This window comes from Streptomyces poriticola (assembly GCF_036689765.1).
Taxonomy (GTDB): domain Bacteria; phylum Actinomycetota; class Actinomycetes; order Streptomycetales; family Streptomycetaceae; genus Streptomyces; species Streptomyces poriticola.
In genome coordinates this window covers 13,861-35,269 of record NZ_JBAGKH010000032.1, presented here as the reverse complement: position 1 = coordinate 35,269, position 21,409 = coordinate 13,861, and the positions used below count along the sequence as shown (strand labels likewise).

At 69.9% G+C, this 21,409-nt stretch carries 14 protein-coding genes and 1 pseudogene; 9 read left to right on the top strand and 6 right to left on the bottom strand.

The window, feature by feature from the left end; translation table 11 throughout:
• Nucleotides 1–427: 427 nt before the first annotated feature.
• From fxsBH to fxsT, 3 genes are all read left to right on the top strand, one after another.
• Nucleotides 428–2,587, top strand: a complete 2,160-nt coding sequence (gene fxsBH, locus V5O46_RS27280; protein WP_332887367.1) for a radical SAM/SPASM protein FxsBH, inactivated beta-hydroxylase extension form — start codon at nucleotides 428–430, stop codon at nucleotides 2,585–2,587.
• A complete protein-coding gene (locus tag V5O46_RS27275) occupies nucleotides 2,580–3,362 on the top strand; it encodes an aminoglycoside N(3)-acetyltransferase (RefSeq protein WP_332887366.1) in 783 nt (260 codons plus the stop codon). The genes fxsBH and V5O46_RS27275 overlap by 8 nt, the downstream gene beginning before the upstream one ends.
• A 274-nt stretch (nucleotides 3,363–3,636) precedes the next feature.
• On the top strand, nucleotides 3,637–7,566 hold the full coding sequence (fxsT, locus tag V5O46_RS27270) for an FxSxx-COOH system tetratricopeptide repeat protein (RefSeq protein ID WP_332887365.1): 3,930 nt from the start codon (nucleotides 3,637–3,639) through the stop codon (nucleotides 7,564–7,566).
• Here the strand turns inward: fxsT and V5O46_RS27265 are convergent.
• The 3 genes from V5O46_RS27265 to V5O46_RS27255 form a co-directional block, all read right to left on the bottom strand.
• A complete protein-coding gene (locus tag V5O46_RS27265) occupies nucleotides 7,536–8,498 on the bottom strand; it encodes an alpha/beta fold hydrolase (protein WP_332887364.1) in 963 nt (320 codons plus the stop codon). The two genes, fxsT and V5O46_RS27265, sit on opposite strands and share 31 nt — an antisense overlap.
• A 517-nt stretch (nucleotides 8,499–9,015) precedes the next feature.
• Nucleotides 9,016–9,519 (bottom strand): WD40 repeat domain-containing protein, encoded by a 504-nt coding sequence (locus V5O46_RS27260; RefSeq protein ID WP_332887363.1) that lies wholly within the window; start codon nucleotides 9,517–9,519, stop codon nucleotides 9,016–9,018.
• Nucleotides 9,520–9,547: 28 nt separating this feature from the next.
• Nucleotides 9,548–10,582: a hypothetical protein gene (locus V5O46_RS27255; protein WP_332887362.1), complete on the bottom strand. Its 1,035-nt coding sequence runs from the start codon at nucleotides 10,580–10,582 to the stop codon at nucleotides 9,548–9,550.
• Nucleotides 10,583–10,585: 3 nt separating this feature from the next.
• Here V5O46_RS27255 and V5O46_RS27250 point away from each other — a divergent pair.
• Both V5O46_RS27250 and V5O46_RS27245 read left to right on the top strand, forming a co-directional pair.
• Nucleotides 10,586–10,838 (top strand): annotated as a pseudogene (locus tag V5O46_RS27250) (hypothetical protein); the annotation flags it as partial.
• Between the two features lie 857 nt (nucleotides 10,839–11,695).
• Nucleotides 11,696–12,808, top strand: coding sequence for a tyrosine-type recombinase/integrase (locus V5O46_RS27245; RefSeq protein WP_456300727.1), 1,113 nt, complete (start codon nucleotides 11,696–11,698; stop codon nucleotides 12,806–12,808).
• Between the two features lie 479 nt (nucleotides 12,809–13,287).
• Here the strand turns inward: V5O46_RS27245 and V5O46_RS27240 are convergent.
• Nucleotides 13,288–14,117 (bottom strand): IS5 family transposase gene (locus V5O46_RS27240; RefSeq protein ID WP_123190085.1). Its coding sequence is split into 2 segments (ribosomal slippage): nucleotides 13,288–13,797 and nucleotides 13,800–14,117, totalling 828 coding nucleotides; the frame shifts between segments, so codons are not numbered across the junction.
• A gap of 142 nt (nucleotides 14,118–14,259) precedes the next feature.
• On the opposite strand from V5O46_RS27240, the gene V5O46_RS32015 reads away from it, so the two are divergent.
• Together V5O46_RS32015 and V5O46_RS27230 are read left to right on the top strand one after the other, a co-directional pair.
• Entirely contained in the window at nucleotides 14,260–14,628 is a 369-nt protein-coding gene (locus tag V5O46_RS32015; protein ID WP_386458614.1) for an FMN-binding negative transcriptional regulator, read from the top strand.
• Nucleotides 14,544–14,720, top strand: coding sequence for a hypothetical protein (locus V5O46_RS27230; RefSeq protein ID WP_167455458.1), 177 nt, complete (start codon nucleotides 14,544–14,546; stop codon nucleotides 14,718–14,720). The genes V5O46_RS32015 and V5O46_RS27230 overlap by 85 nt, the downstream gene beginning before the upstream one ends.
• Before the next feature lie 26 nt (nucleotides 14,721–14,746).
• On the opposite strand, the gene V5O46_RS27225 is transcribed toward V5O46_RS27230, so the two are convergent.
• Nucleotides 14,747–15,391: a TetR family transcriptional regulator gene (locus V5O46_RS27225; protein ID WP_123190087.1), complete on the bottom strand. Its 645-nt coding sequence runs from the start codon at nucleotides 15,389–15,391 to the stop codon at nucleotides 14,747–14,749.
• A gap of 149 nt (nucleotides 15,392–15,540) precedes the next feature.
• Between V5O46_RS27225 and V5O46_RS27220 the strand changes: the two genes are divergently transcribed.
• Both V5O46_RS27220 and V5O46_RS27215 read left to right on the top strand, forming a co-directional pair.
• Nucleotides 15,541–17,037, top strand: a complete 1,497-nt coding sequence (locus tag V5O46_RS27220) for an MFS transporter (RefSeq protein WP_332887360.1) — start codon at nucleotides 15,541–15,543, stop codon at nucleotides 17,035–17,037.
• 312 nt (nucleotides 17,038–17,349) lie between these two features.
• Nucleotides 17,350–18,585, top strand: coding sequence for a cytochrome P450 family protein (locus tag V5O46_RS27215; RefSeq protein WP_108908226.1), 1,236 nt, complete (start codon nucleotides 17,350–17,352; stop codon nucleotides 18,583–18,585).
• On the opposite strand, the gene V5O46_RS27210 is transcribed toward V5O46_RS27215, so the two are convergent.
• Nucleotides 18,539–21,352 (bottom strand): helix-turn-helix transcriptional regulator, encoded by a 2,814-nt coding sequence (locus tag V5O46_RS27210; protein WP_332887359.1) that lies wholly within the window; start codon nucleotides 21,350–21,352, stop codon nucleotides 18,539–18,541. The two genes, V5O46_RS27215 and V5O46_RS27210, sit on opposite strands and share 47 nt — an antisense overlap.
• Between the last annotated feature and the right edge of the window lie 57 nt (nucleotides 21,353–21,409).

The following is a 21,409-nucleotide window of genomic DNA, read 5'->3' as shown; positions in this document are numbered from 1 at the left end:
GAGCACAGCGGCCGGCGGTGACGAGAAAGGCACCGTTGCCGCACCGGGCGCCGCACGACGCGTTGCCCACCCTGTGCAGGGCTGCGAAGATGGCAGAGGCATGCTCGGCGGAACGTCCACGCGCACCGTGTCCACTCCAGCCCCGGATCCTCGCCGTCCCCGGTGTGTGGGAGGACGGCCCCGAACCAAGGTGAAGCCGACACAGATGAAGATTCCGGTCACAGAACCCGCAGACCAGCCCCCCACGGAACTGTCGACGCCCGGGAGAACACCACTCGCGGAGATCTGCACCCACGGGTCCAGGGTCGCCACGGCCGTCAGGCGGGCGACCTCGGCCCGAGGAGAAGAATCCGCCAGGAGAACGACCACGTTCAACTCGGCCGTCTGAGCGGCCTCGGATGCTGTCGCGCGGCGCGGTCGGCGAGGAGTGACGGACGTGGCCATCCGGGAACTGGTTCTGAAGATCCACAGTCGATGCGACCTGGCGTGCGACCACTGTTACGTCTACCGGCGCGCGGACCAGAGCTGGCGGAGGAGGCCCGCGCTGATCTCCGAGGAGACGCTCCGTCAGGTCGCCCGCCGCCTCGCCGAGTACGCGCAGGAGCAGCGCATCGAGTCGCTCACGGTCATTCTGCACGGCGGCGAGCCGCTGCTCGCGGGTCCGGCCCGGCTCCGTTCGATCTGCGCGGAACTCGCCCGCGCGCTGGCCCCGACGACCGACCTGGACCTGCACATCCATACCAACGGGGTACGGCTGAGCCGTGCCCACCTCGAGGTTTTCCAGGAGTTCGATGTCAAGGTGGGACTCTCCCTCGACGGCGACCGCGCCGCGAACGACCGGCACCGGCTCGACCACCGGGGACGCAGCAGCCACGACAGGGTGCTGAGAGGACTCGGACTGCTCCGCCTCCCCGCGCACCGGCACCTCTTCCACGGGCTGTTGTGCACGGTCGACGTGGCCAACGACCCGGTCCGCGTCCACGACACGCTGACCGGCCTCGGCCCACCACGGATCGACTACCTCCTGCCGCACGCCACCTGGGACACGCCACCGCCTCCGGGGCAGCCCGGGACGGCCACGCCCTATGCGGACTGGCTCCTCAAGGCCTTCGACCGGTGGGACGAGCAGGGGCGCCCGGTCCCGGTGCGGACCTTCGACTCGGTGCTCAGCACGCTGCGCGGCGGCCCCGCGCTGACCGAGGCCCTGGGACTCGCGCCAGGTGGCATCGCGGTCGTAGAGACCGACGGCACGATCGAGCAGGCCGACTCGCTCAAGATCGCCTACGACGGCGCCCCCGCCACCGGCTACGACGTCTTCCGCCACGGTTTCGCGGAGTTCACCGAGCGGATGGCGGGGCGGGCCCGCCGCACCCCACTCGGCGAGACCTGCCGACGCTGCCCTGTCGTCGCCTCGTGCGGCGGAGGGCTGTACGCGCACCGCTACCGCTCCGGGCGCGGCTTCGACAACCCGTCGGTGTACTGCGCGGACCTGCGCGCCCTGATCGAGGGCATCGCCGAGCGGATCACCGAGCGGGCGCTGGCCCCGGCGGTGACCGGCGCCGCCGAACTCAGACAGGCCCGGCTGCGACTGGACCGCACCCTGCTCGCAGGGGTGAACACGAGGCTCGCCGGCGGCGCGGACTGGGACGAGGCATGGAGACTCCTGGTCCGCCTGGACGCCGACGCGACCACGGCCTACCACCTCGACGCGGTCGTCTCCCATCCCTATCTCCGTCCCGCGTTGACCCGCTCCTGGGACGGCACGGTGGACCGGGCGCGCTTCATGGCGGCCGGCACGGCCGCGGCGCTGCGGGCAGGCGTTCGATCGACGCTGCGCTGGGACCAGCCGAGCCCGGAGGTCCACCTTCCGACCCTGGGCACCGTACGGATGCCGCGGCCGGGACGGGTGGAGTTCCGGGTCGGCGCGGAGGGCTTCCGATTACGCGGCCGGGACCTCCCGGAGAACGGGGCCGGCGACTTCTCCCTCACCCCGCGGTGCTGGCGTCCGCTGGTGTCGGTGGCCCTCGGGCACGGCCGACGGCTACTGATCGACGACGCGGACCCGTTCCGGGACTGCTTCCGCGCCCCGGTTGCCCCGCCGCTCGGACCCGGCCCCCTGGAAGAATTCTGCGGACGGCTGGAGACCGCGTACGGTCTCCTGGACGAGCGCGAACCCGGATGGTGGGAGGGCGTCAACGCTCCCGTCATGACGACGATCACCCCGCTCGTCGCCGGCACCGGACTGCGCCTGGGCACCTGCGGCAGCGGCGCGCTCGGAGTCGCGACGGACTTCGAACCGGAGGACTTCGCCCGCGCCCTGCCCCGGCTCGGCCGCAGGGCGCGGCTCGACGCCCTGCGCGAGGTCGTCGACCTGAACCTGCCGGGCAGTGCGGCCGGGCGACTGCTCGATCTGGCGAGCGAGTACGTCGGCAGGGCCACCTGCCGCTCCCCGGAAGCCCCGTGGGCGCGGGCCTTGGCCGGCCGTGTCCTGGACGAGCTGGCCGGTCTGCCGGACCGGGAACTCACCGAGAGCGGAGCCCATCTGGTGAACGAACTGCGCACGGAGTGGACGGCCTCCCGTGCCTGACGGGGCGGGACTCGTCCGGTTCCTGCACGGGTTGGGTGTCCGGCGCGGCGGAGTTCTGCTGGTGCACGCCTCCCTGAGCGGTACCGGCCTGGCTCCAGCCGAGGTCCGTGACGCCCTCCTCGACGCGGTCGGCCCGCGGGGCACGCTCATCACGCCGGCCTTCACCCCCGAGAACTCCGACACCTCCGACCGACATCGCGCGCTCACCGTCGGGTTGACCGAGAAGTGGCAGGTGGCCGCCTACCGGGCGGGCATGCCGCCGTTCGATCCGGACGTCACTCCGTGCCCGGCGGTCGGCGCGTTGGCCGACTGCGTACGCACGACCCCCGGCGCGGTCCGCAGCGCGCATCCGCAGACCTCGTTCGCCGCGATCGGGCCCCGGTCCCGCGACCTGCTCGCCGGTCACGACCCGCACTGCCATCTCGGGGAGCGGTCCCCCCTGGCGCGGCTCTACGCGGCGAACGCCCAGATCCTGCTGTTCCGGGTGGGGTTCGAGGCGTGCAGCGCGTTCCACCTCGCCGAGTACCGCACGGCACCGCCGCCACCGACGCGGACATACCGCTGCGTGGTGGGCGAGGGGGAGTGGATCGCGTACGAGGACATCGTGCTCGACGACAGCGATTTCGCCTCGATCGGCGTGGCGCTGCCGGGCGGCCCCCAGGGCGAGGGTGATTTCGCGGGAAAGACGGTCACGCTCCTGGAGATGCGGGACACTGTGGACGCCGCTCTGCGCCAGATGTCCGGATACCGGCGGGGAACGGCGCCCAGCGGATGACCCGTCGGCAATCCGGTCATCTGCAGTGCTGATTTCGGCCACCTGACGCCGTCGGACACTCGAGGGCATCGACCGGCATGGAGGTACGCGTGGAGACAGTGGAGACACAGGACCGGGGCGCCGGACGCGAGCCCCGATGCGCGCTCCGCACGGCCCGCGCGCACACGGTCCCGCGACCCCCCGGCGCCGGGGCGGACACCCCCGCGCCGGCTGCGTCCCATCGGCCCGCCCATTCCCTGCATGACGTGTCAGGGGTCGACCACGGAGGAACAACATGACGGCGCGCCGGAGTGGACGTATCATCACGTTCTACTCTTACAAGGGCGGTACGGGCCGCACGATGGCCCTGGCCAACACGGCGTGGATCCTCGCCGCCAACGGCGCACGCGTGCTGGTCGTCGACTGGGATCTCGAAGCCCCCGGCCTCGACCGCTTCTTCCATCCGTTCCTCGACCCCAGCGCCGTCGCGGCCACCACAGGGGTTCTCGACATGATCACCGAGTACTCCTGGGCGGCCGCCAACGGCGTCCCTCGCTCCGGCCCCTGGCACCGGCAGTACGCGCGCGCCGGCCTGCACGCGATCTCCGTCGATCCCGAGCCGCTCGGACTGTCCTTCCCGGGCCAGGGCTCGCTCGACTTCCTGTCCGCCGGGCAGCAGAACCGCGCGTACTCGGCCACGGTGTCCTCCTTCGAATGGGACAACTTCTACGATCGCCTCGGCGGCGGGATCTTCCTGGACGCGCTGCGTGTGGACATGAAGCGGTCGTACGACTACGTCCTCATCGACAGCCGCACCGGCCTGTCCGACAGCGCGGACATCTGCACCATCCAGATGCCCGACGTCCTCGTCGACTGCTTCACGCTCAGCGACCAGGCGCTGGAGGGGGGCGCGGCCGTGGCCCGCACCGTCGAGGCGGGCTACCGCGACCGGTGGATCCGCGTGCTTCCCGTGCCGATGCGGGTCGACGAGGCCGAGAAGGAGAAGGCCGACGCGGGACGGGCGCTGGCCAGGCTGAAGTTCGACGGACTGCCCCGGGGCGAGGACGGCGACCTGCTCGACGCGGCGCAGCTGAACGAGTACTGGGGCGCGGTCGAGATCCCGTACCGTCCGTACTACGCGTACGAGGAGACCCTCGCGGCCATCGGCGACAAGAGCGGAGTCCCGAACTCCCTGCTGTCCGCCTTCGAGCGGCTCACCGCGGTCGTCTCCGACGGAGAGGTGACCCGGATGCCGCCGGTGCCCGAGCCGGTGCGGGTACGCCTGCTGAAGGCCTACACCCGGCGCCGGCCGACGACCCTGGCCGAGGACGTCGTCATCGTGTACGCGGGTGAGGACCGCATGTGGGCGGAATGGCTGGAGGGAATCCTCAAGCCGTTCCGCTCGAAGGTGGCCCTGCACGACGTGTCCATCGGCGTCCCCGAGCGCCCCGACGCGGCCGTGCGCACACTGGTGCTGGCGTCGGACGCCTTCCTGCGGGCACGGTACGGCCGTGCGGCCTGGCGGAAACTCACCGAGTCCGCCCCCGGCCTGCCGCCGGTGGACGTGACCCGGCTGCGGGTGGACCGTGTCCAGATGCCCGGCTCCGAAGCGGACCGGGTCCAGGTGGACCTGAACCACGTGGACGAGACCGAGTGCGTCCGGCGGGTCTTCGACGCACTGAACCTGACGGTCGACCAGTTTCCCGCAGGCTCGACCAGCCCGCGCTTTCCGGGAGAGCGGCCGAAGTTCTTCAACGCCCCCAGCCGCAACACCGTCTTCACCGGCCGGGCCGCGGTCCTCGACCAACTGCGCTCGCAGCTGGGCGAAGGCATCTCCATCGTGCTGCCGCAGCCCCAGACGCTCTTCGGTCTCGGCGGCGTCGGCAAGACGCAGATCGTCCTGGAGTACGTGCACCGCTTCATCGCCGACTACGACCTGGTGTGGTGGATCTCCGCGGAGCACAAGGACGGCATCCTCGCCTCCCTCGCCGAGCTCGGTTCGCGGATCGGCGCGTCCGGTGGCAACGACATGGCGCTCGCCAGTGCCGAAGTCGTCCAGATGCTGGCCTCCGGCACGCCGACCACCCGCTGGCTGCTCGTCTTCGACAACGCCGACGACCCCGAAACGATCAAGAGGTATTTCCCGTCGGGCGGCGGCCACATCCTGGTCACCTCCCGCAACCAGGCGTGGGCACAGCAGGGCGCCTCGCTGTCCGTCGACGTGTTCCCGCGTCAGGAAAGTGTCGAGCACCTCACGCGGCTGGCCCCCGGGCTGAGCACCGGCGAGGCCGACCAGGTGGCGGACGCCGTGGGCGACCTCCCACTGGCCGTCGAACAGGCCGCGGCCTGGCTCGCGGAGACGGCCACCCCCACCGACGAGTACCTCCGGCAGCTCACCGACCAGACCACCGCCGTGCTGGGGCTCAACCACCCCACCTCCTACCCGGAACCGGTGGCCGCCACTTGGAACATCTCCATCACCCGCCTCAACGAGCGGTCACCGGCCTCGGTACGCCTCCTCCAGCTGTGCGCCTTCATGGCGCCGGAACCGATCTCCGCACATGTGCTCTACAGCAAGGAGATGCTGGACGCGCTGCGGTTGTGGGACCCGACCCTCCAGGAAAGCCTGCTCCTCGGGCGGGTCATCCGCGAGATCGGCCGCTTCGCCCTCGCCAAGGTCGACCAGAGCAGCAACAGCATCCAGATCCACCGCCTGGTCCAGGCCGTGATCCGCTCGCAGCTGTCCGCAGCGGAACAGGAACAGGCCCGGCACGTCGTGCACACCGTTCTGGCCAGCACCCGGCCCAACGAAGAGGAGCCCACCGACAGCCCGGCGACCTGGCCGCTCTTCGACTCCATCTGGCCCCACCTGCTCGCCTCCGGCATCCAGAGCTGCGCCGAGCCGGCACCCCGCCGACTGCTGATCGACCGGGTGCGGTATCTGTGGAAGCGGGGAGATCTGACCGGTGCCCGCCAACTGGCCGAAGACGTGCTGGGACAATGGAAGGAGAGCCTCGGCGAGGACGACGTGCAGTACCTCTACCTGCGCTGCCAGCTCGCCAACGTACTGCGCTCCCAAGGGCGCTACGTGGAGGCTCGGGAGATCGACACGGAGGTGCTGGCACGCCAGCGCAGCGTGCTCGGATCCAGCCATCCGCACACCTACATCACAGCGTCGGGTCTCTCCAGCGACCTTGCCGCGCTCGGCGAGTACCAGGACGCGGTGGACATGGCCAAAGCCGCGCACCAGGGATTCCGAGAGATCTTCGACGACTCGCATCCCCGGACCCTCAGCGCGGCCAACAACTTCGCGCTGGCCCTGCGCATGGTGGGCCGCTACCACGACGCCCGGGCCGTGGACCAGGAAGTCTACGAACGCCGCATCGACGTCCTCGGCCCCGAACACCCCCACACCCTCGGCTCTGCCTCCAGCCTCGGCCGCGACCTGCGGGAGGCAGGCCGCTACCAGGAGTCCGTGGTGCTTCTCTCTCATGTGTACAAGAAGCACAAGGATGTCCTGGGCAGGCACCTGCCGCCGACTCTCAGCTGCGCCAAGTCGCTCGCCGTGTCACTGCGGAGAGTGGGACAGGTGGAGGACGGGCTGCGGCTGACGACCTCGACCCTGGCGAGATACCACGACCGGTACACGATGCCGAACCCCGACTGGCTGGCCTGCAATCTGAACCTCGCGTCCGACCTGTACGCCACCGGCAAACGCGAGAAGGCCCGGGACGTCGCCCGTGAGGCGCTGGACGGGTACATGAAGGTCCCCGGCGAGGCCCACCCGTACACCCAGGGCGCGCTCAACAACCTCGGCATCTTCCACTGGGGCTGCGGGGACATGGACGAGGCCGAGAGCCTGTTCCTGCGGGTCCTGCCCCGTCTGACGGAGATCCTCGGCGAGGACCACCCGCACACGCTGATCTCGGGTCTCAACTACGCCAACGTGCTCGCCGACCAGGGCCGCTTCGACGACGCGTACGAGCTGGAAAGGCGGGCAGCCGCCGTCCTGAGAACGGTCCTGGGGCAGCATCACCCGGACACCCTGACCGCGCTCGCCAACTCGGCGCTGACGCTGCGCTCCCTCGGTAGCCCGGAGGCGGAGCGTCTGCGCGAGGAGACATTGGCCGAGCTGGAGCGGCGGCTCGGCGAGAACGCCACGATCCTCCGGACCGCGCGCCAGGAACGACGGATCTACCGCGACCTGGAACCGCTGGCGGTGTGAGGCGACGAGGCGGCCCCGTCCTCCTGGAACGGCACCGCCTCGCCCGGAGAGGTGCCGAGAGACCACCTCAGTACGTCGGGCAGTGCGCGCAGCGCCCCGAAATGGGCCGCGGACGGTTCGATCTTGAAAGTGGCGCGTGGAATGCGCGCGGCGAGCCAGGACGAGTGGGTCACCGGGGAGAAGGCGTCACGCGCGCCGTGCCACAGCAGCACCGGCACCTGGATGCAGGCCGGATCGAACCCCCAGGGCACGGTCAGGGCGTACGAGTCGTCGATCCACCCGTACGGTGAACTCCGCAACGCCTCACAGTAGTTGCGCAGCAGCATCGAGCGAACGCCGCTGTCCGAGACGATCTTACGGTCATCCTCGGTCATCTCGCTGCGCAGTTCCTCCAGCAGTTGGGCCGGGTCCGAGCGGATGGAGGCGCTTCGCGGGATGAGCCGTGCCTCGTACTCCTCGGGGTCGGCGGCCGCGGTGCTGAACTCGTCGATGTTGGAGGGTGCCATTCCGGCGAACCAGTCGAGTCCCTCTGCGTCACGCGGCGCGAGGGTGACGAGGGCGGCTGCCCGGGTCACCCGGTGCGGCAGCCGGGCCGCGCAGGCCAGCGCGTGCGGGGCGCCGCCGGAACGTCCGACGACCGCGAAGTGGTGCATGCCCAGGGCGTCGGCCACCGCCGCCACGTCCTGCGCGACATCCACGACGCGGCGGCCGGGCAGGCGGTCGGATCCCCCGTAACCAGGACGGTCGTAGCTGATCAGCAGTACTCCGCGCTGGTACAGGTACATGGGGCGCGGCCGAGGGCCGACCCGGCTGCCCGGTGTGCCGTGGAGCAGGAACACCGGCCGGCCGCACGGGTCCCCCGAGCACTCGACGCGTAGCCGTCTCCCGTCCGCCGTCCGGACATAGTCCAACGTCGACGCCAGGTCCTGCACGGTGTGTCCCTTCTCGCTGCCACAGACCAGGTCCCAAGCTGCCGGAACCTGCCCTCACACGTCCAGCCGACGCCACCGCTTTCGGCTCCGCACCGGACAGCTTCGCCAACCCCGACGACGAAGTCGCGCAACGGCGGCGCGCCGTCGACTACGCGAAGCGGCACGCTCTGGAATCAGACGGCAGGCGCACCGAGAAGGTCCGCTTCGCCGAACCGGCCGGCCCAGGCTCGCCGAGAGCTCCAGCGGCCCCACGTCGGAGCCTTCACCGGCCCCACTGGCACCTTCCAGCAGGTCACCGGCCTGACCAAGCCGCAGACCGACCTACTCGCCAAGCTCAACATCCCCCACCCCGAACAGGGGCTCGGCCTTCAGCCGCACCCTGCTGACCAGCCAGAACACCACCGCCTAGAGAAACGCCCTCCAGGTGGCCACACCTATGTCCGCAGGTGAAACCCCAGACTCAGCTCTCCAGGCCGCTGAATTACGCGGAACGCGGGCTCGTGCGACGCCTGGTCGATCACGGGGGAGCTCCAGGTGGAGCGTGGACCCCGAACAGGTACAGGCCCTTGCTGCCCACAGCGGCGAGGAGGTCGCCGGCGGGGGACCAGGAGCATCCGCGGAGCCGGTCACCGGTGCGCAGCACAGCCGCCGGCTGCCGGGTCCGCACGTGCCACAAGCGCAGTGCCCCGTCGTCGCTGACGGCGGCCAGCACGCTTCCGTCGGGGGCGAACGCCACGCCGGTCACCTTGGTTCGGTCGCTTTCCAGGATGACCGGCCTGCTCCGCTCGTTCTGTGACGGAATGTACAGGCGCACGGTCCCGTCGCTTACTGCGGCGGCGAACACGGCGCTGTCCGGGGAGGCCGCCACCGCAGTCACCGTGTAGTCATAGCCGATCAGCGTCGCATGCCGCTCGAGGCCCTGCGGATTCCACGTGCACACGTTCACGTAGTGGCTGCCGGCCACGGTGAACCAGGTGCCGTCCGGGGCGAACGCTGCGTCCGTGACCGCGGAGTTGGCCACAAGCAGCTCTGCAGCCAGCTTCTGGCGGTCATCCGAGCCATACCGGCACCACGGACACCTCAGCCCGGTTCCGCAGCCAGCACGCTGTCACGGCCAATGCGCTGGTCGCCCCGCTTCCAGCAGATGCCTGCTGAGGTGCTCCCACAGGTAGGGTTCGCGGTCCGGCATTTGCCACCATGCCGGTTCGGAGCTCCACGGAGCGTCCGACCCTCGGTCGGCAGTGGGCGGTGCCGTGGTGGGAAGACCATCGGCCACGGCTTCCACCAGCACGGTGTTGAGAGCGACGGCGTTCGGGGCCGAGTTCGGCCCGCAGAAATTCACGGACCACGTCGTGCAGGGTGAAGCTGCCCTGATCGACGAAGGTGACCAGGGAAAGATCCGCCATGTCCTGCAGGAGCTGGCGGCTGGTCAGGAAATCCAGGCTGGCCGTGGCCCGCCAGAGGCGCAGCGGCAGGGTCGCCGGGACCGGTTCGTCCTCGGCGAAGACCGCCAGTTCCGCCAGACGCTCGTGGCCGCCTTGCGGGAGGAGCTCGGTGCCTGCCTCGACGCTTGCCCGCGCCAACCGCGCCAACCGCGCCAACCGCGCCAACCGCGCCAACCGCGCCAACCGCGTCAACCGCGTCAACCGCGTCAACCGCGTCAACCGCGCCAACCGCGCCCGCCGGACCGGATCGTCCATGTCAGGCCCGTTCGCCTCGCCGCGATCGAGCCCGGCAGGCCCGGCTGCCCGGAGACGTGCCAGGACCTCCCGCGCCGCGGTGTCGGTCCGGCCGGAAGCCGCTCCAGCGGCCAGGTACCGGTTGACCAACCGCAGCAGCAGCGGCCACCGACCCGTGGCCGCCACAAGCGCGTCCACCGCGGCATCATCCAGCGGGCCGATGCCCCAGGCGAGCATCTGCCGCGCCTGTGCTTCGGACATCTCGTCCACCCCGATGCTCACCGCATCGGTCGGCAGCAGGGCGGGCACGCGGGTGGTGACCAACCGCAGGCAGCGGCGTCCGCCGTGCAGGAAGGGCGTCAGCTGCTCCTCCTCCCACACGTCCCGGAAGTCAAGGCTTTTCACGCCATGTCAATATCCGTCAGCCTGCCCGATCCCCGTCGGTGGACAGCGCTGATCTTCATCTCCCTCGCACAATTGATGGTCGTCCTGGACGTCATCACATCGCCCTGCCCTCGCTCGAGTCGGACCTGGGCATCTCCTCCGCCAATCGGCAGTGGGTCATCGCCTTCTACGCCCTGCCTTCGGCGGACTGCTGCTTCTGTGCGGGCGCATCTCCGGGCTGCCGGGCGGCAGGTCCTTCTTCCTCGCCGGCCCGGTCCCGCGCACCTGTGCGGTTCACTGGGCAGGCGGACTCGGAGCCTTGTCGCCCCGACGGCCGAGCGACCGCGCGGGCGACCTCACCCCTACGGCTGGGCCGACGGTGAGACCGAGCCGGCTGATGATGTCGGAGGAACAGAAGACCCCTCGGTTGCCGAGTTCTGGCGCGCGCTGGTTCAGCAGACGGTCGCGGAATACGCGAAGCAACTGCGGGCTTCTCGAGCCGCCGGGTGGCAGAGTGCTCCGTGGGTGAGCACGGAAACAGCTCCATCGATGGGGCCGTCATCGCCCGCCTCGGATAGGGAGAGGGTTGAACTCCATCTGACCAGTCATGGTCGAGCGCTCCCGAGACGAGTTGGAGAAGCGCGGGGTCGGTTGCGGAACCCAGGAGAAGGTGCTGACTGCCGCTGACGATGAGCTCGCGCCGGAACTCGTCACGATGTGCTGCTTGCGCAATGGTGAGGCTGGGCGGTTCAACGTCACGCGTGTAAGCAGACGACGGGCGCGCCGTCAGAAAGTCAGCAACGGGTCAGTGTGAGTCCTCAAACACCCGGCGACACCTGACCGCACATGCGAAACGTTGTAGCCTCCGGACATCGCCCTTGACCTGCAAGAAGCAAGCAGGGAGCAGACAAACCGGGAGTTTCTTCGTGTTTCGTACAGTATTCAAGTCCAAGATCTAGCGTTTGGGTATTTCCGCAGGTCAGGTCCCTGATCGTGGCCTCCAGGTCAGCAAACGGTCAGCATCGGGTCGGTCGGTGTCCGGCTTGCTGACCTGCTCCTGTGGCAGGGGCCTGCTGTGCCGCCCGGCGCCCTGCTCGGAAGGCTTGATGCGTGGCTCGACAGCTCGCTCATGGGATGGGGTCGTTCTTCAAGGAGTGCGGTTGTTCCAGGCCGACCCGCTGCCCGCACCCGTACACGATTCGGTTCCGGGACGCTCTCGGCAAGCAACGTGAAGAAGCCGGCTACGACACGCAGGACGATGCGATCGAGCGTCTCACGCAGATTTACGCGGAGAAGAAGACAACGGCACCATCCGTCGCCGAGGTTCGCCGCGAACTCGGTCAGCAGACGATCGTGGAATACGCGAAGCAATGGCGTCCTCGTCAGCGCAAGATGACGGAGTACTCGACGGGATGTCACGTGGACAGCTCCATCAACGTGCACATCATTCCGCGTCTCGGGTCGCGGAAACTGAACTCGGTTACGCCCATTGTGGTCGAGCGCTTCCTGGACGAGTTGGAGACGGACGGGGTGGGGCGCGGAAACCAGATGAACATCTTCCGCGTCCTCAAGGCGATCCTCCGGGACGCGTATGGCAAGGGTGCCATGGCGGACGACCCTGTGAGGGGCGTCCAGGAACCGGAATACGTCCGCGAAAAGGTGGTCATCCCATCCCTCGCCTACGTGAAGAAGGCACTGGCAGCAGCTGACGAACATCTCGCGCTTGAGATCGTCATGATGGTGGGCTGCGGCTTGCGGAACGGGGAAGCCCGGGCAGTGAACGTCAACAACGTTGTGGCGGATGACGTCTACCGGGTGCATGAGCAGATCCATTCCAACACGCACAGGCTGGCGAAGCTGAAGCATCGCAGGGCGGGGGAGTTCCGGGAGGTTCCTCTGCCGCGCTCGGTGCGGGAGGCGATGGAGCGGTACGAGGAGAAGCGTGGCACCACGAAGGAGGGCTATCTGCTGCGCGGTCCGAGCGGCTACTACACCGAGCCGATGGAACGCCGCCGCGTGCAGAAGCTCTTCAAGGACCTGCCTGCAAAGGACGGTGTCGGCATGTACGGCTTCCGGCACTACTTCGCCTCGAACGCGCTCGGGAACGGGATACCGATCACCGACGTGGCGGAATGGATGGGCCACAAGTCGATCGAGGAGACGTACCGCACCTACCGGCATCTGATGCCGGGGAGCATCACCAAGGCCGCCCGCATCCTGGACGCCGGCCTGTGGGACGCGGCCTGAGGCCGCAGCAAAGCCTGTCGGGGCTGCCCTCCGGTTTGGGCTGCAGCGGCACCACATGGCACAGGTTGTAGAGACCCTTCAGGGGCGTCTATGCCGGTCCAACGCGGGCATGGAATTGCAGGGCAGAGCCACTTGGTCCGGGAACGTCTGCCCAGTTGGTGATGGCTGTGTGATACGCGGGTGATACGGAGAGGCTCCCCTCGAGGTCCGTCCTGGCGGGATCTCTGCGCGGATCAGTGAGACGGCGAAGCCGCACCGGAGCACTCCGGTGCGGCTTCGCCGTGTGATCGAACGCGCTGGCGCGCACGACGCGGTCGGTGACTCGTGCGGTCCGTGTGACTGTGGCTCTTTCGTGTGCCTGATTTGCGAACACATCCGCTCATCCGTCCGTACGAGGGGAGCGCGCCCCTTCCAGCGCGACCGGATCGTGTGAGCGCAGGAGCGGGAATGGCCGGATCGACTAGGTTCTGTCTCTTTGGTCAGCGTCGGGTCCAGATGAGGATGCCCGCGAGGTGGAGTGCGGCCTGGTAGGCGATCGCGAGCTTGTCGGTTCGTGTGGCCAGGCCGCGCCACTGCTTGAGACGGTTGATGCACCGCTCGACGCTGTTCCGCTGCTTGTATGCCTCGTTGCCGAAGCCGGGCGGACGGCCACCGAGTCGGCCTCGCCGCAGGCGGTGGCCGACTTGGTCGGACGGTTGCGGGATGACCGCACGGATGCCCCGGCGCCGCAGGTGGGCGCGGATGGCACGGGAGGAATACGCGCGGTCGGCGAGAACGGCCAGGGGCCGGGTCCGGGGCCTGCCCGGGCCGGTGCGGGGCACGCGGATGCGGGACATCACCGTCTCGAAGGCGGGCGCGTCACCTGCCTGGCCTGCGGTGACGGTGAAGGCGAGGGGCCGTGCGCGGCCGTCCGCGGCCAGGTGGACCTTGGTGCTCAGCCCGCTGCGGGAGCGTCCGAGCGCGTGATCGGCGGGCTCGCCGCAGTGAGCCGCCCCCTTTTGAGTGCTCCGGCGGCGTGCTGGTGGGCCCGGACGACCGTGGAGTCCACCGACACCGTCCAGTCGATGTCGTCGTCGGCGTCCGCCGCCGCCAGGACGGCGGCGAGGATCATCTCCCAGGTGCCGTCGACGGCCCATCTGATCAGCCGCTTGTGAGCGGTCTGAAATGAGCCGAGCTCGTCGGGCAGGTCCCGCCAGGGCGAGTTGGTGCGGTACTTCCACGCGATGGCCTCGAGCGTGCGGCGGTGGTCGTCCCACCGCCGTCCGCGGACCGGATCGGCCGGCATCAGCGGCTCGATCCGGTCCCACATCGCATCACTGATCACTAATCGGACAGACACATCCGATCAACTGACCAACCCATCAAAGAGACACGCGCTAGCCCTACGGCAAGCTGCGCGGGCATCTCTCGCGGGGCAACCCGATCTGTGAGGCGCTGGCCTGCACGTCGAGGTGGTGGTGGCGTTCCTGGGCCCCAGCGCCTACATCTCGCCCGACCACTACGCCTCCCAGCCGCACTTCCCGACCTGGGCGTACGCGGCCGTGCACGTCACGGGTCGGCCGCGGCTGCTGGACGAGGTGCGCACCATGCGCCAGCTGGACGACCTGATCGAGGACCAGGAGAGCCGGCTCGCACCGAAGCAGCCCTGGTCGCTGCCGCGCCGGGCGAGCGCGCTGTTCGACGAGTACCTGCGGCTCATCCAGGGTTCGAGATCCCGATCGGGCACATCGACGGCGTGTACAAGCTTGGCCAGAACAAGTCCCCGGCCGACATGGCCTCCCAGGCACGGGCCTTCCGGGAGCGCGGCACGGACAGCATGAACCGGCTGGCCGACTACATCGAGCGGCACAACAACCTGCCCAGGCAGGAGCCCGGCCATGGCCCGGATCACCCGGCGGACGCGGCCGGCTGATCCGGCGTCCGTCGTCATCGGCGGTTTCACTTCTGGGCGGCTGCCCCCGCCAGGCCCTGGCGCAGCAGGGCGTAGGCGTGGTCGGCGTCGGCCACCGCCTCGGGGTAGACCTCGTCAGCGGACCGGCCGGCGACGATGCGCTGCCAGTTCACCGACGCCAGGATGCGCTCGGTGGCGATGACCTGGCCGGCCAGCAGGGCGGCCGTGATCTCGCGGTCGGAGTCCAGCGCGTCGACCAGGGCCTGGGCGAGCGCCTCCTCGGCCTGGGCCAGGTACTGGCTGACGCGTGCCACCAGGCTCGGCGTGGAGTACACGAGGTGGTGGAAGGCGAGGACGTCCTCGTCGTCGTTGAGCCCCGTGATGGGGTCCCGGGCCGCCAGCCCGTCCAGGAAGTGCTGGTGCAGGGCGTCGATCGCGGACACCCCGGGCGGCCGCTCCGCGACGACGGTGCTGCTCACCGTCTGGTGGTCGGCGAAGCGGTGGACGACCAGGTCTTCCTTGGTGGGGAAGTACTTGAACAGCGTGGGTTTGGAGACCTCGGCGACGGCCGCGATGTCGACGACCGAGACCTGGTCGAACCCGTGCTCAAGGAAGAGCGTGATCGCCGTGTCGGAGATCGTCTCTCGCGTTCGCTGTTTCTTGCGCTCCCGCAAGCCCATCGGCGCATTCACCAGGCCATCCTAGCACATCCCCTTACCCGGGCAATCAGGTGACCGAGTCTGTGAATTGACTTGGTTAAGAAATCTGTTCTAGTGTCCGCCAGCGGAAGACGGACGGGCCGGACTGAGCGCCGCCCGCGGTGAGGGAAGGACATCAGGACATGGCACAGGCAACAGCGGCCTCCACCGAGAGGTCGGTGCGCTACCGGTGGTGGGGGCTGGGGGTGATCGCCCTGGCTCAGCTGATGGTCATGCTGGACATGACCATCGTGAACATCGCCCTCCCGTGGGCCCAGCAGGACACCGGGATGTCGGACGCGAGCCGGCAGTGGGTGGTCACCGCCTACACCCTCGCCTTCGGTGCCCTGCTGCTGCTCGGCGGACGGGTCGGCGATCTCGTGGGCCGCAGGCGCGCCTTCGTGGCCGGCGCCGTCGGCTTCGCCGTCGCCTCGGTGGCGGGCGGCGCCGCGCCGAACGCCGAGGTGCTCGTCGGCGCCCGCGCGGCGCAGGGCGTGTTCGCCGCGCTGCTCGTGCCCTCGACCCTGGCCATGCTCGCCACCACGTTCACCGAACCGCGCGAACGCGCCAAGGCGTTCGGTGTCTTCAGCTCGGTCGCCAGCGCCGGCGGCGCCATCGGCCTGCTGGGCGGCGGCGTGATCACCGAGTACCTCGACTGGCGCTGGTGCTTCTACGTCAACGTGCCGATCGGCGCGGCCGTGGTGGCCGGGGCCTTGCTGCTGCTGCCGGCGATGCCCGCCAACCGCCAGCGCGTGGACGTCCCCGGCGCGGTGCTCTCCGCGTGCGGCATGCTCGCCCTCGTCTACGCCTTCGACCAGGCGGCGACCCACAGCTGGACCTCGCCCCGCGTCCTCGGCTGCCTCGCGGCCGCCGTGGTCCTGCTCGCCGCGTTCGGCCTCACCCAGGCCAGGGGGCCGGCTCCGCTGCTCCCGCTGCGGCTGGTCGCCGACCGCAACCGGGCGGGAGCGAGCCTGACCATCGCCCTGGCCATGGTCAGCCTGTTCGGCCTGTTCCTGATCCTCACCTACCAGTTGCAGGTGGTGATGGACTTCTCGCCGCTGCGCACGGGCCTGGCGATCCTGCCGGCGACCGTGGCGACGGTGCTCACCTCCACCCAGATCGCCGCCCGGCTGGTGCCCCGCGTCCCGCTGCGCCTGCTGGTCGTGCCGGGCCTGCTCATCGCCATGCTGGGCCTGCTCAACCTCGGCCGGCTCACCCCCGACAGCTCCTACGCCTCGACGCTGATGCCCACCCAGATCCTGCTCGGCATCGGTGTCGGACTGGTGATCTCGCCGTGCATCAGCGCCGCCACCTACCGCGTGCCGCCGCAGGAGGTGGGCGTGGTGTCGGCCTTCGTCTCCACCTCTCAGCAGCTGGGCGGCTCCATCGGCACGGCCCTGCTCAACGCCATCGCCACCAGCGTGACCGCCGACCGGATCGCGGGCGGCGGCCGCGCTGAACGGGCCGTGACCGAGGCGACCGTCCACGGCTACGCCGTCGCGAGCCTGTGGGCCGCGGGCATCACCGCCCTCGCCGCCGTACTCGCCGGCCTGCTGATCACCATCGACCTGCGCAAGCCCGCCCAGGCTCCCCCGGAGCAGGCGCGGGCCACGGAAGGCGACCTGGCGCCCAGCAACTGACCGCGCCCCCACCGGACCAGCAGCCGCCGGGCGACCTCCCCCGGCCTGGTGGCTGCGCCCCGACCAGCAGCTGCCGGGTGATTTCCCCCGGCCTGGTGGCTGCGCCCGACCAGCAGTCGCCGGGTGACCTCCCCCGGCCCGGAGGCTGCTCCGGCCGCCCGCCGGAACCCACTGAACGGACCCGGCGGGCGGCCCCTATCAGGCCCCTACACCCCCTCATCTCGCCGCAGATCAGGCCCGGCCACCAGAGGCGTACATAGGCTCAGCGCCACCCGCGAACGGCCCGGAGCCCTCACTTTCGAGGATGTGCCCATGCTTCAGGATTCAGTCCCTCTGGAACTCGACGACGCGTTCATGCAGGACCCGCACTCCGTGTACGCACGGCTCAACGCCGAAGGCTCGGCGCACCGGGTGATGATGCCTCCCGGGGTCCCCGTGTGCGGCGGACTACCGGTCTGGCTGATCACCGGCTACGAGGAGGTGCGGTCGGCGCTGGCGGACCCCCGGCTGAGCACCGACCTCAACCGGACGGATCGGCTGTTCGCGCAGAACGAGCCGGACCGCAACAAGCGTGGCGCCTTCTCCTCCGCCCTCGCCACCCACATGCTGCACTCCGACCCGCCGGACCACACCCGGCTGCGCAAGCTGGTGAACAAGGCGTTCACCAGCCGCGCCATCGAAAAGCTCCGGCCGGAGATCGAGCAGATCACCGGCGAACTGCTCGCCGCCCTGCCGGACGAGGACCCGGTGGACCTGCTGGACGCGTTCGCGTTCCCGCTGCCGATCCGGGTGATCTGCCTGCTGCTGGGCGTGCCGCTGGAGGAGCAGGAGAACTTCAAGTCCTGGTCCAAGGCGCTCGTCTCCGGCGACTCGCCTGCGGCGACCGCCGCCGCGTCGACCGCGATGATCGAGTACCTCGGCGACCTCATCGAGCGCAAGCGCCGTACGCCCACCGACGATGTGCTCGCCGCGCTGGTCTCGGCCCGTGACGTCGACGACCGGCTCACCGAGACCGAACTGGTTTCGATGGCCTTCCTGCTGTTCATCGGGGGCCACGAGACCACCGTCAACACCCTCGGCAACGGCACGCTGCACCTGATGCGGAACCTGGACCAGTGGGAGGCGCTGCGCCAGGACCGCTCCCTCCTGCCCGGCGCGGTCGAGGAGTTCCTGCGGTTGGAGAGCCCGCTGAAACACGCCACCTTCCGCTGCGCCACCGAGGACCTGCGCATCGGTGACACCGCGATCCCGGCTGGCGACTTCGTACTGCTGGCACTGGCCTCCGCCAACCGGGACCCCGAGCGCTTCGGGGATCCGCACACACTGGACGTCCGCAGGCCCACCGGCGGCCATGTCGCCTTCGGGCACGGCATCCACTACTGCCTCGGGGCGCCGCTGGCCAGGATGGAGGCGCAGGTGGCGTTCGGCGTGCTGCTCGACACCTTCCCCGCCATGCGGCTCGCGGTCGATCCCGAGGACATGCGGTGGCGCACCAGCACCCTCATCCGCGGGCTGCACTCACTGCCGGTGCGGCTGAACCGCCCATAGTGTCCAGGCCCTGCGGCAGTTCGTCACGGCGGGACAGGTTGAGCTTGCGCAGGACACGTGTCATGTGCTGCTCGACCGTGCTGACCGTGATGAACAGCCGACGGGCGATCTCCCGGTTGGTGTGGCCCTCCGCCGCGAGGGCGGCCACCCGCAGCTCGGCCTCGGACAACACGTCATGCACCTGCTCCGAGACCTCATGCCCGGCAGCGCAGCGCCGTCCCTCGGCCGCCCGCTCCGCGTCCGGCAGCAGGTTCTGGCTGAGCGGCTCGGCATGGCACTTCTTCGCCATCCGGTAGGCACGCCGGACGATCACCCGGGCCCGGTTGGACTGCCCGAGCAGATGGTAGACACGGCCCAGATCACCCAGGGCGTGCGCCAGCAGCCAGTCGCTGCCGGAGGCCTGGAGTTCGTCCACGGCCTCCTGCAGCGCCTGCAGCCGCTGCCGGGGCTTCATCGTCGAGGCCAGCAGGCGCAGGGCGTTGCCGTGCACCCGGGGACTGCTCTTGTGCCGGGCCAGTTCCTCCTGCAGGTAAGTGACGGCCTGGTCCGGCTCGCCCAGGCGCAGCCGGGCTTCAGCCACCCCGGTGCGCCACGGGATAAGCGTGGTGTCGCCCACTCCCCAGCTCTCCAGGGCCTTGCCGCATGCCAGGAGATCTCCGAGGGCGGCCTGAAGACGTCCGGTAGCCAGATGGAACTGGCCTCGGGAGTACAGGTAGTGCTGGCCGAAAACGGTCTGGAAGACCGCCTTGGGCACCGGGCGGCAGAGCCGGGCCCGCGCCTCGTCATACCGGCCCATGGCGGTCAGCGCGTACACCGAACTCGCCAGCGGTAGGGCGATGCTCAGCCCCCAGCCCTGCGACGACATCCGCGACAGGGCCAGGTCGCTGTGGGTCTCCGCCTCCAGCAGCCGGCCCTGCCGGATGAGGTTCGCAGCCCGTAGGGAGGACAGCAGTGCGATGTTCCGCTCGCGGCCCGCGTCCAGCAGCGTGGTGCACCACGCGTCGACCTGTTCCGTGCGCTCGGCATAGAACAGGGTCATCAGCGCCAGCGGGATGGTTTCCAGGGTCGGCGTCAGACTGGACATCTCCAATACGTGGGCGGCGCCGACCACTGCCTCCTCCGCCTCACCGCCCCGTAGTACGACGGACAGAGCGGCGGCTGCTTGAAGGCGCGGCTGCGCTGCGATGGCCGCAGGAGTGAACTCCTCGGTGATGTCGGGGGTCACCTCACCGAACATGCGCCGGTGGAACGGCGGGCACAGCACGGACAGCCACTGCTGCAGCGCGCGGGCCTCGGCAAGGCCCTGCTCGTCCGGCTCGTCGGCCAGTTGCCGGTCGACCAGCTGCAGCATCTCCGCCGCCTCGTCGACGTAGCCGTGCCAGACCAGATTCTTGATCAGGGACATCGCGCCGGACAGGGCCGTGAGGTGCCCGGCTTGGAGGGCCTCCTTCAGCTCCGGGAGCCGGCGCATGGCCTTGGCCGGGTCGACCTGCCAGGCGGACAGGGTGTGCTGGAACAGGATGGACGCCCGCAGAGGCCCGTCCGGGCAGATGGCGTGGGCCAGATCGAACAGCCGCATCGCCTTGGGGAACTCGTCCTGCGCGAGCGCCTCGATCGCGGCTTCCCGGAGCAGTGGGGGAGCCCAGGATTCCGCGATACCTCCCGCCGCCACGATGTGTTCGGCCACCGTGGCCGGATGCGCGCCGTTGTCGTGCAGCAGTACGGCGGCCCGCCCGTGAAGCCGCGCCCGCTCCTCGGCGGAGACCTCACCTCCCAGCACGGTGTGCATCCTCGGGTGACGGAAGTCCGGTCCCGCCAGCAGGCCGGCCTGGGTCAGCTCCTGAAGGTGCCGGGTGGGCGGGTTCGTGCTGTCGCGGTCGAGCAGCACCGACAGCGCGTCCGGCCCCAGCACCGCCAGGTGCCGGGCGAGATCGGCCGCGGGCGCGCTGACCCGGTGGACGCAGTCGACCACCGCGGAGTCGAACATCTCCCCGGCGACCGGCCGTAACGCGGCCGCGCTCGTGTACGTGCCCTGCAGGGCGTTGCAGGTGTCCTCGACCAGCGCCCGCGTCAGCAGCGGGCTGCCCCCGCTCGCCGCGTGGAACTCCGCGGCGCCAGCCTCGTCGACGGGCACGCCCAGCCGCTCGGTGAGCAGCAGCCGGATGTCGCCGACGGTCAGCGGGCCGACCCGCAGCTGATGGAACCCGGGCTGCCGGGCGAACTCGGCCCGGGCGGCGGCGTACGGGGGCAGGGCCTGCGGCCGGTCGGTGAACACCGCCAGGACCCGGGAGGCGACCATACGGCGGGCGAGGTGCCCGAGGCAGCCCAGCGACTCGGGGTCGGCCTCGTGGATGTCGTCGACGGCGAGGACGAGGGGATGGTCGTCGGCCAATTCCATGACGGCCGCGCAGAATTCGTCCATGGCCTTGTCGCGTTCACCTTCCGGCGCCCGGGTGACCGCCGCAAGGCTGCGGCCGACGGCTGCGAGCGTGTCACTCGTACGCTGTGAAGCTCCTTTGAATCGCCCTGTACGCCACAGGAGTTGATGGACCACGCCCCAGGAGTTGGCGCGCTCTCGCGGGGAACAGGCTGCTCTCAGGACGAGGGAACCGGATTTCGCCGCGCTCTGGGTGAATTCGTGGAGGAGGGCGGTCTTACCGATCCCCACAGGGCCACTGACCAGGGCGATCGGACCCGCTCCGCGGTCGCGTGCGGTCAGCAGGTCATGCAATTGGGTGAGTTGTATGTCCCGTCCGACGATGGACATCCGCAGGTGCTCCTATGGTGCCGAGGCTTCGGTATGTCTTCAGCCATCCTGCAACTT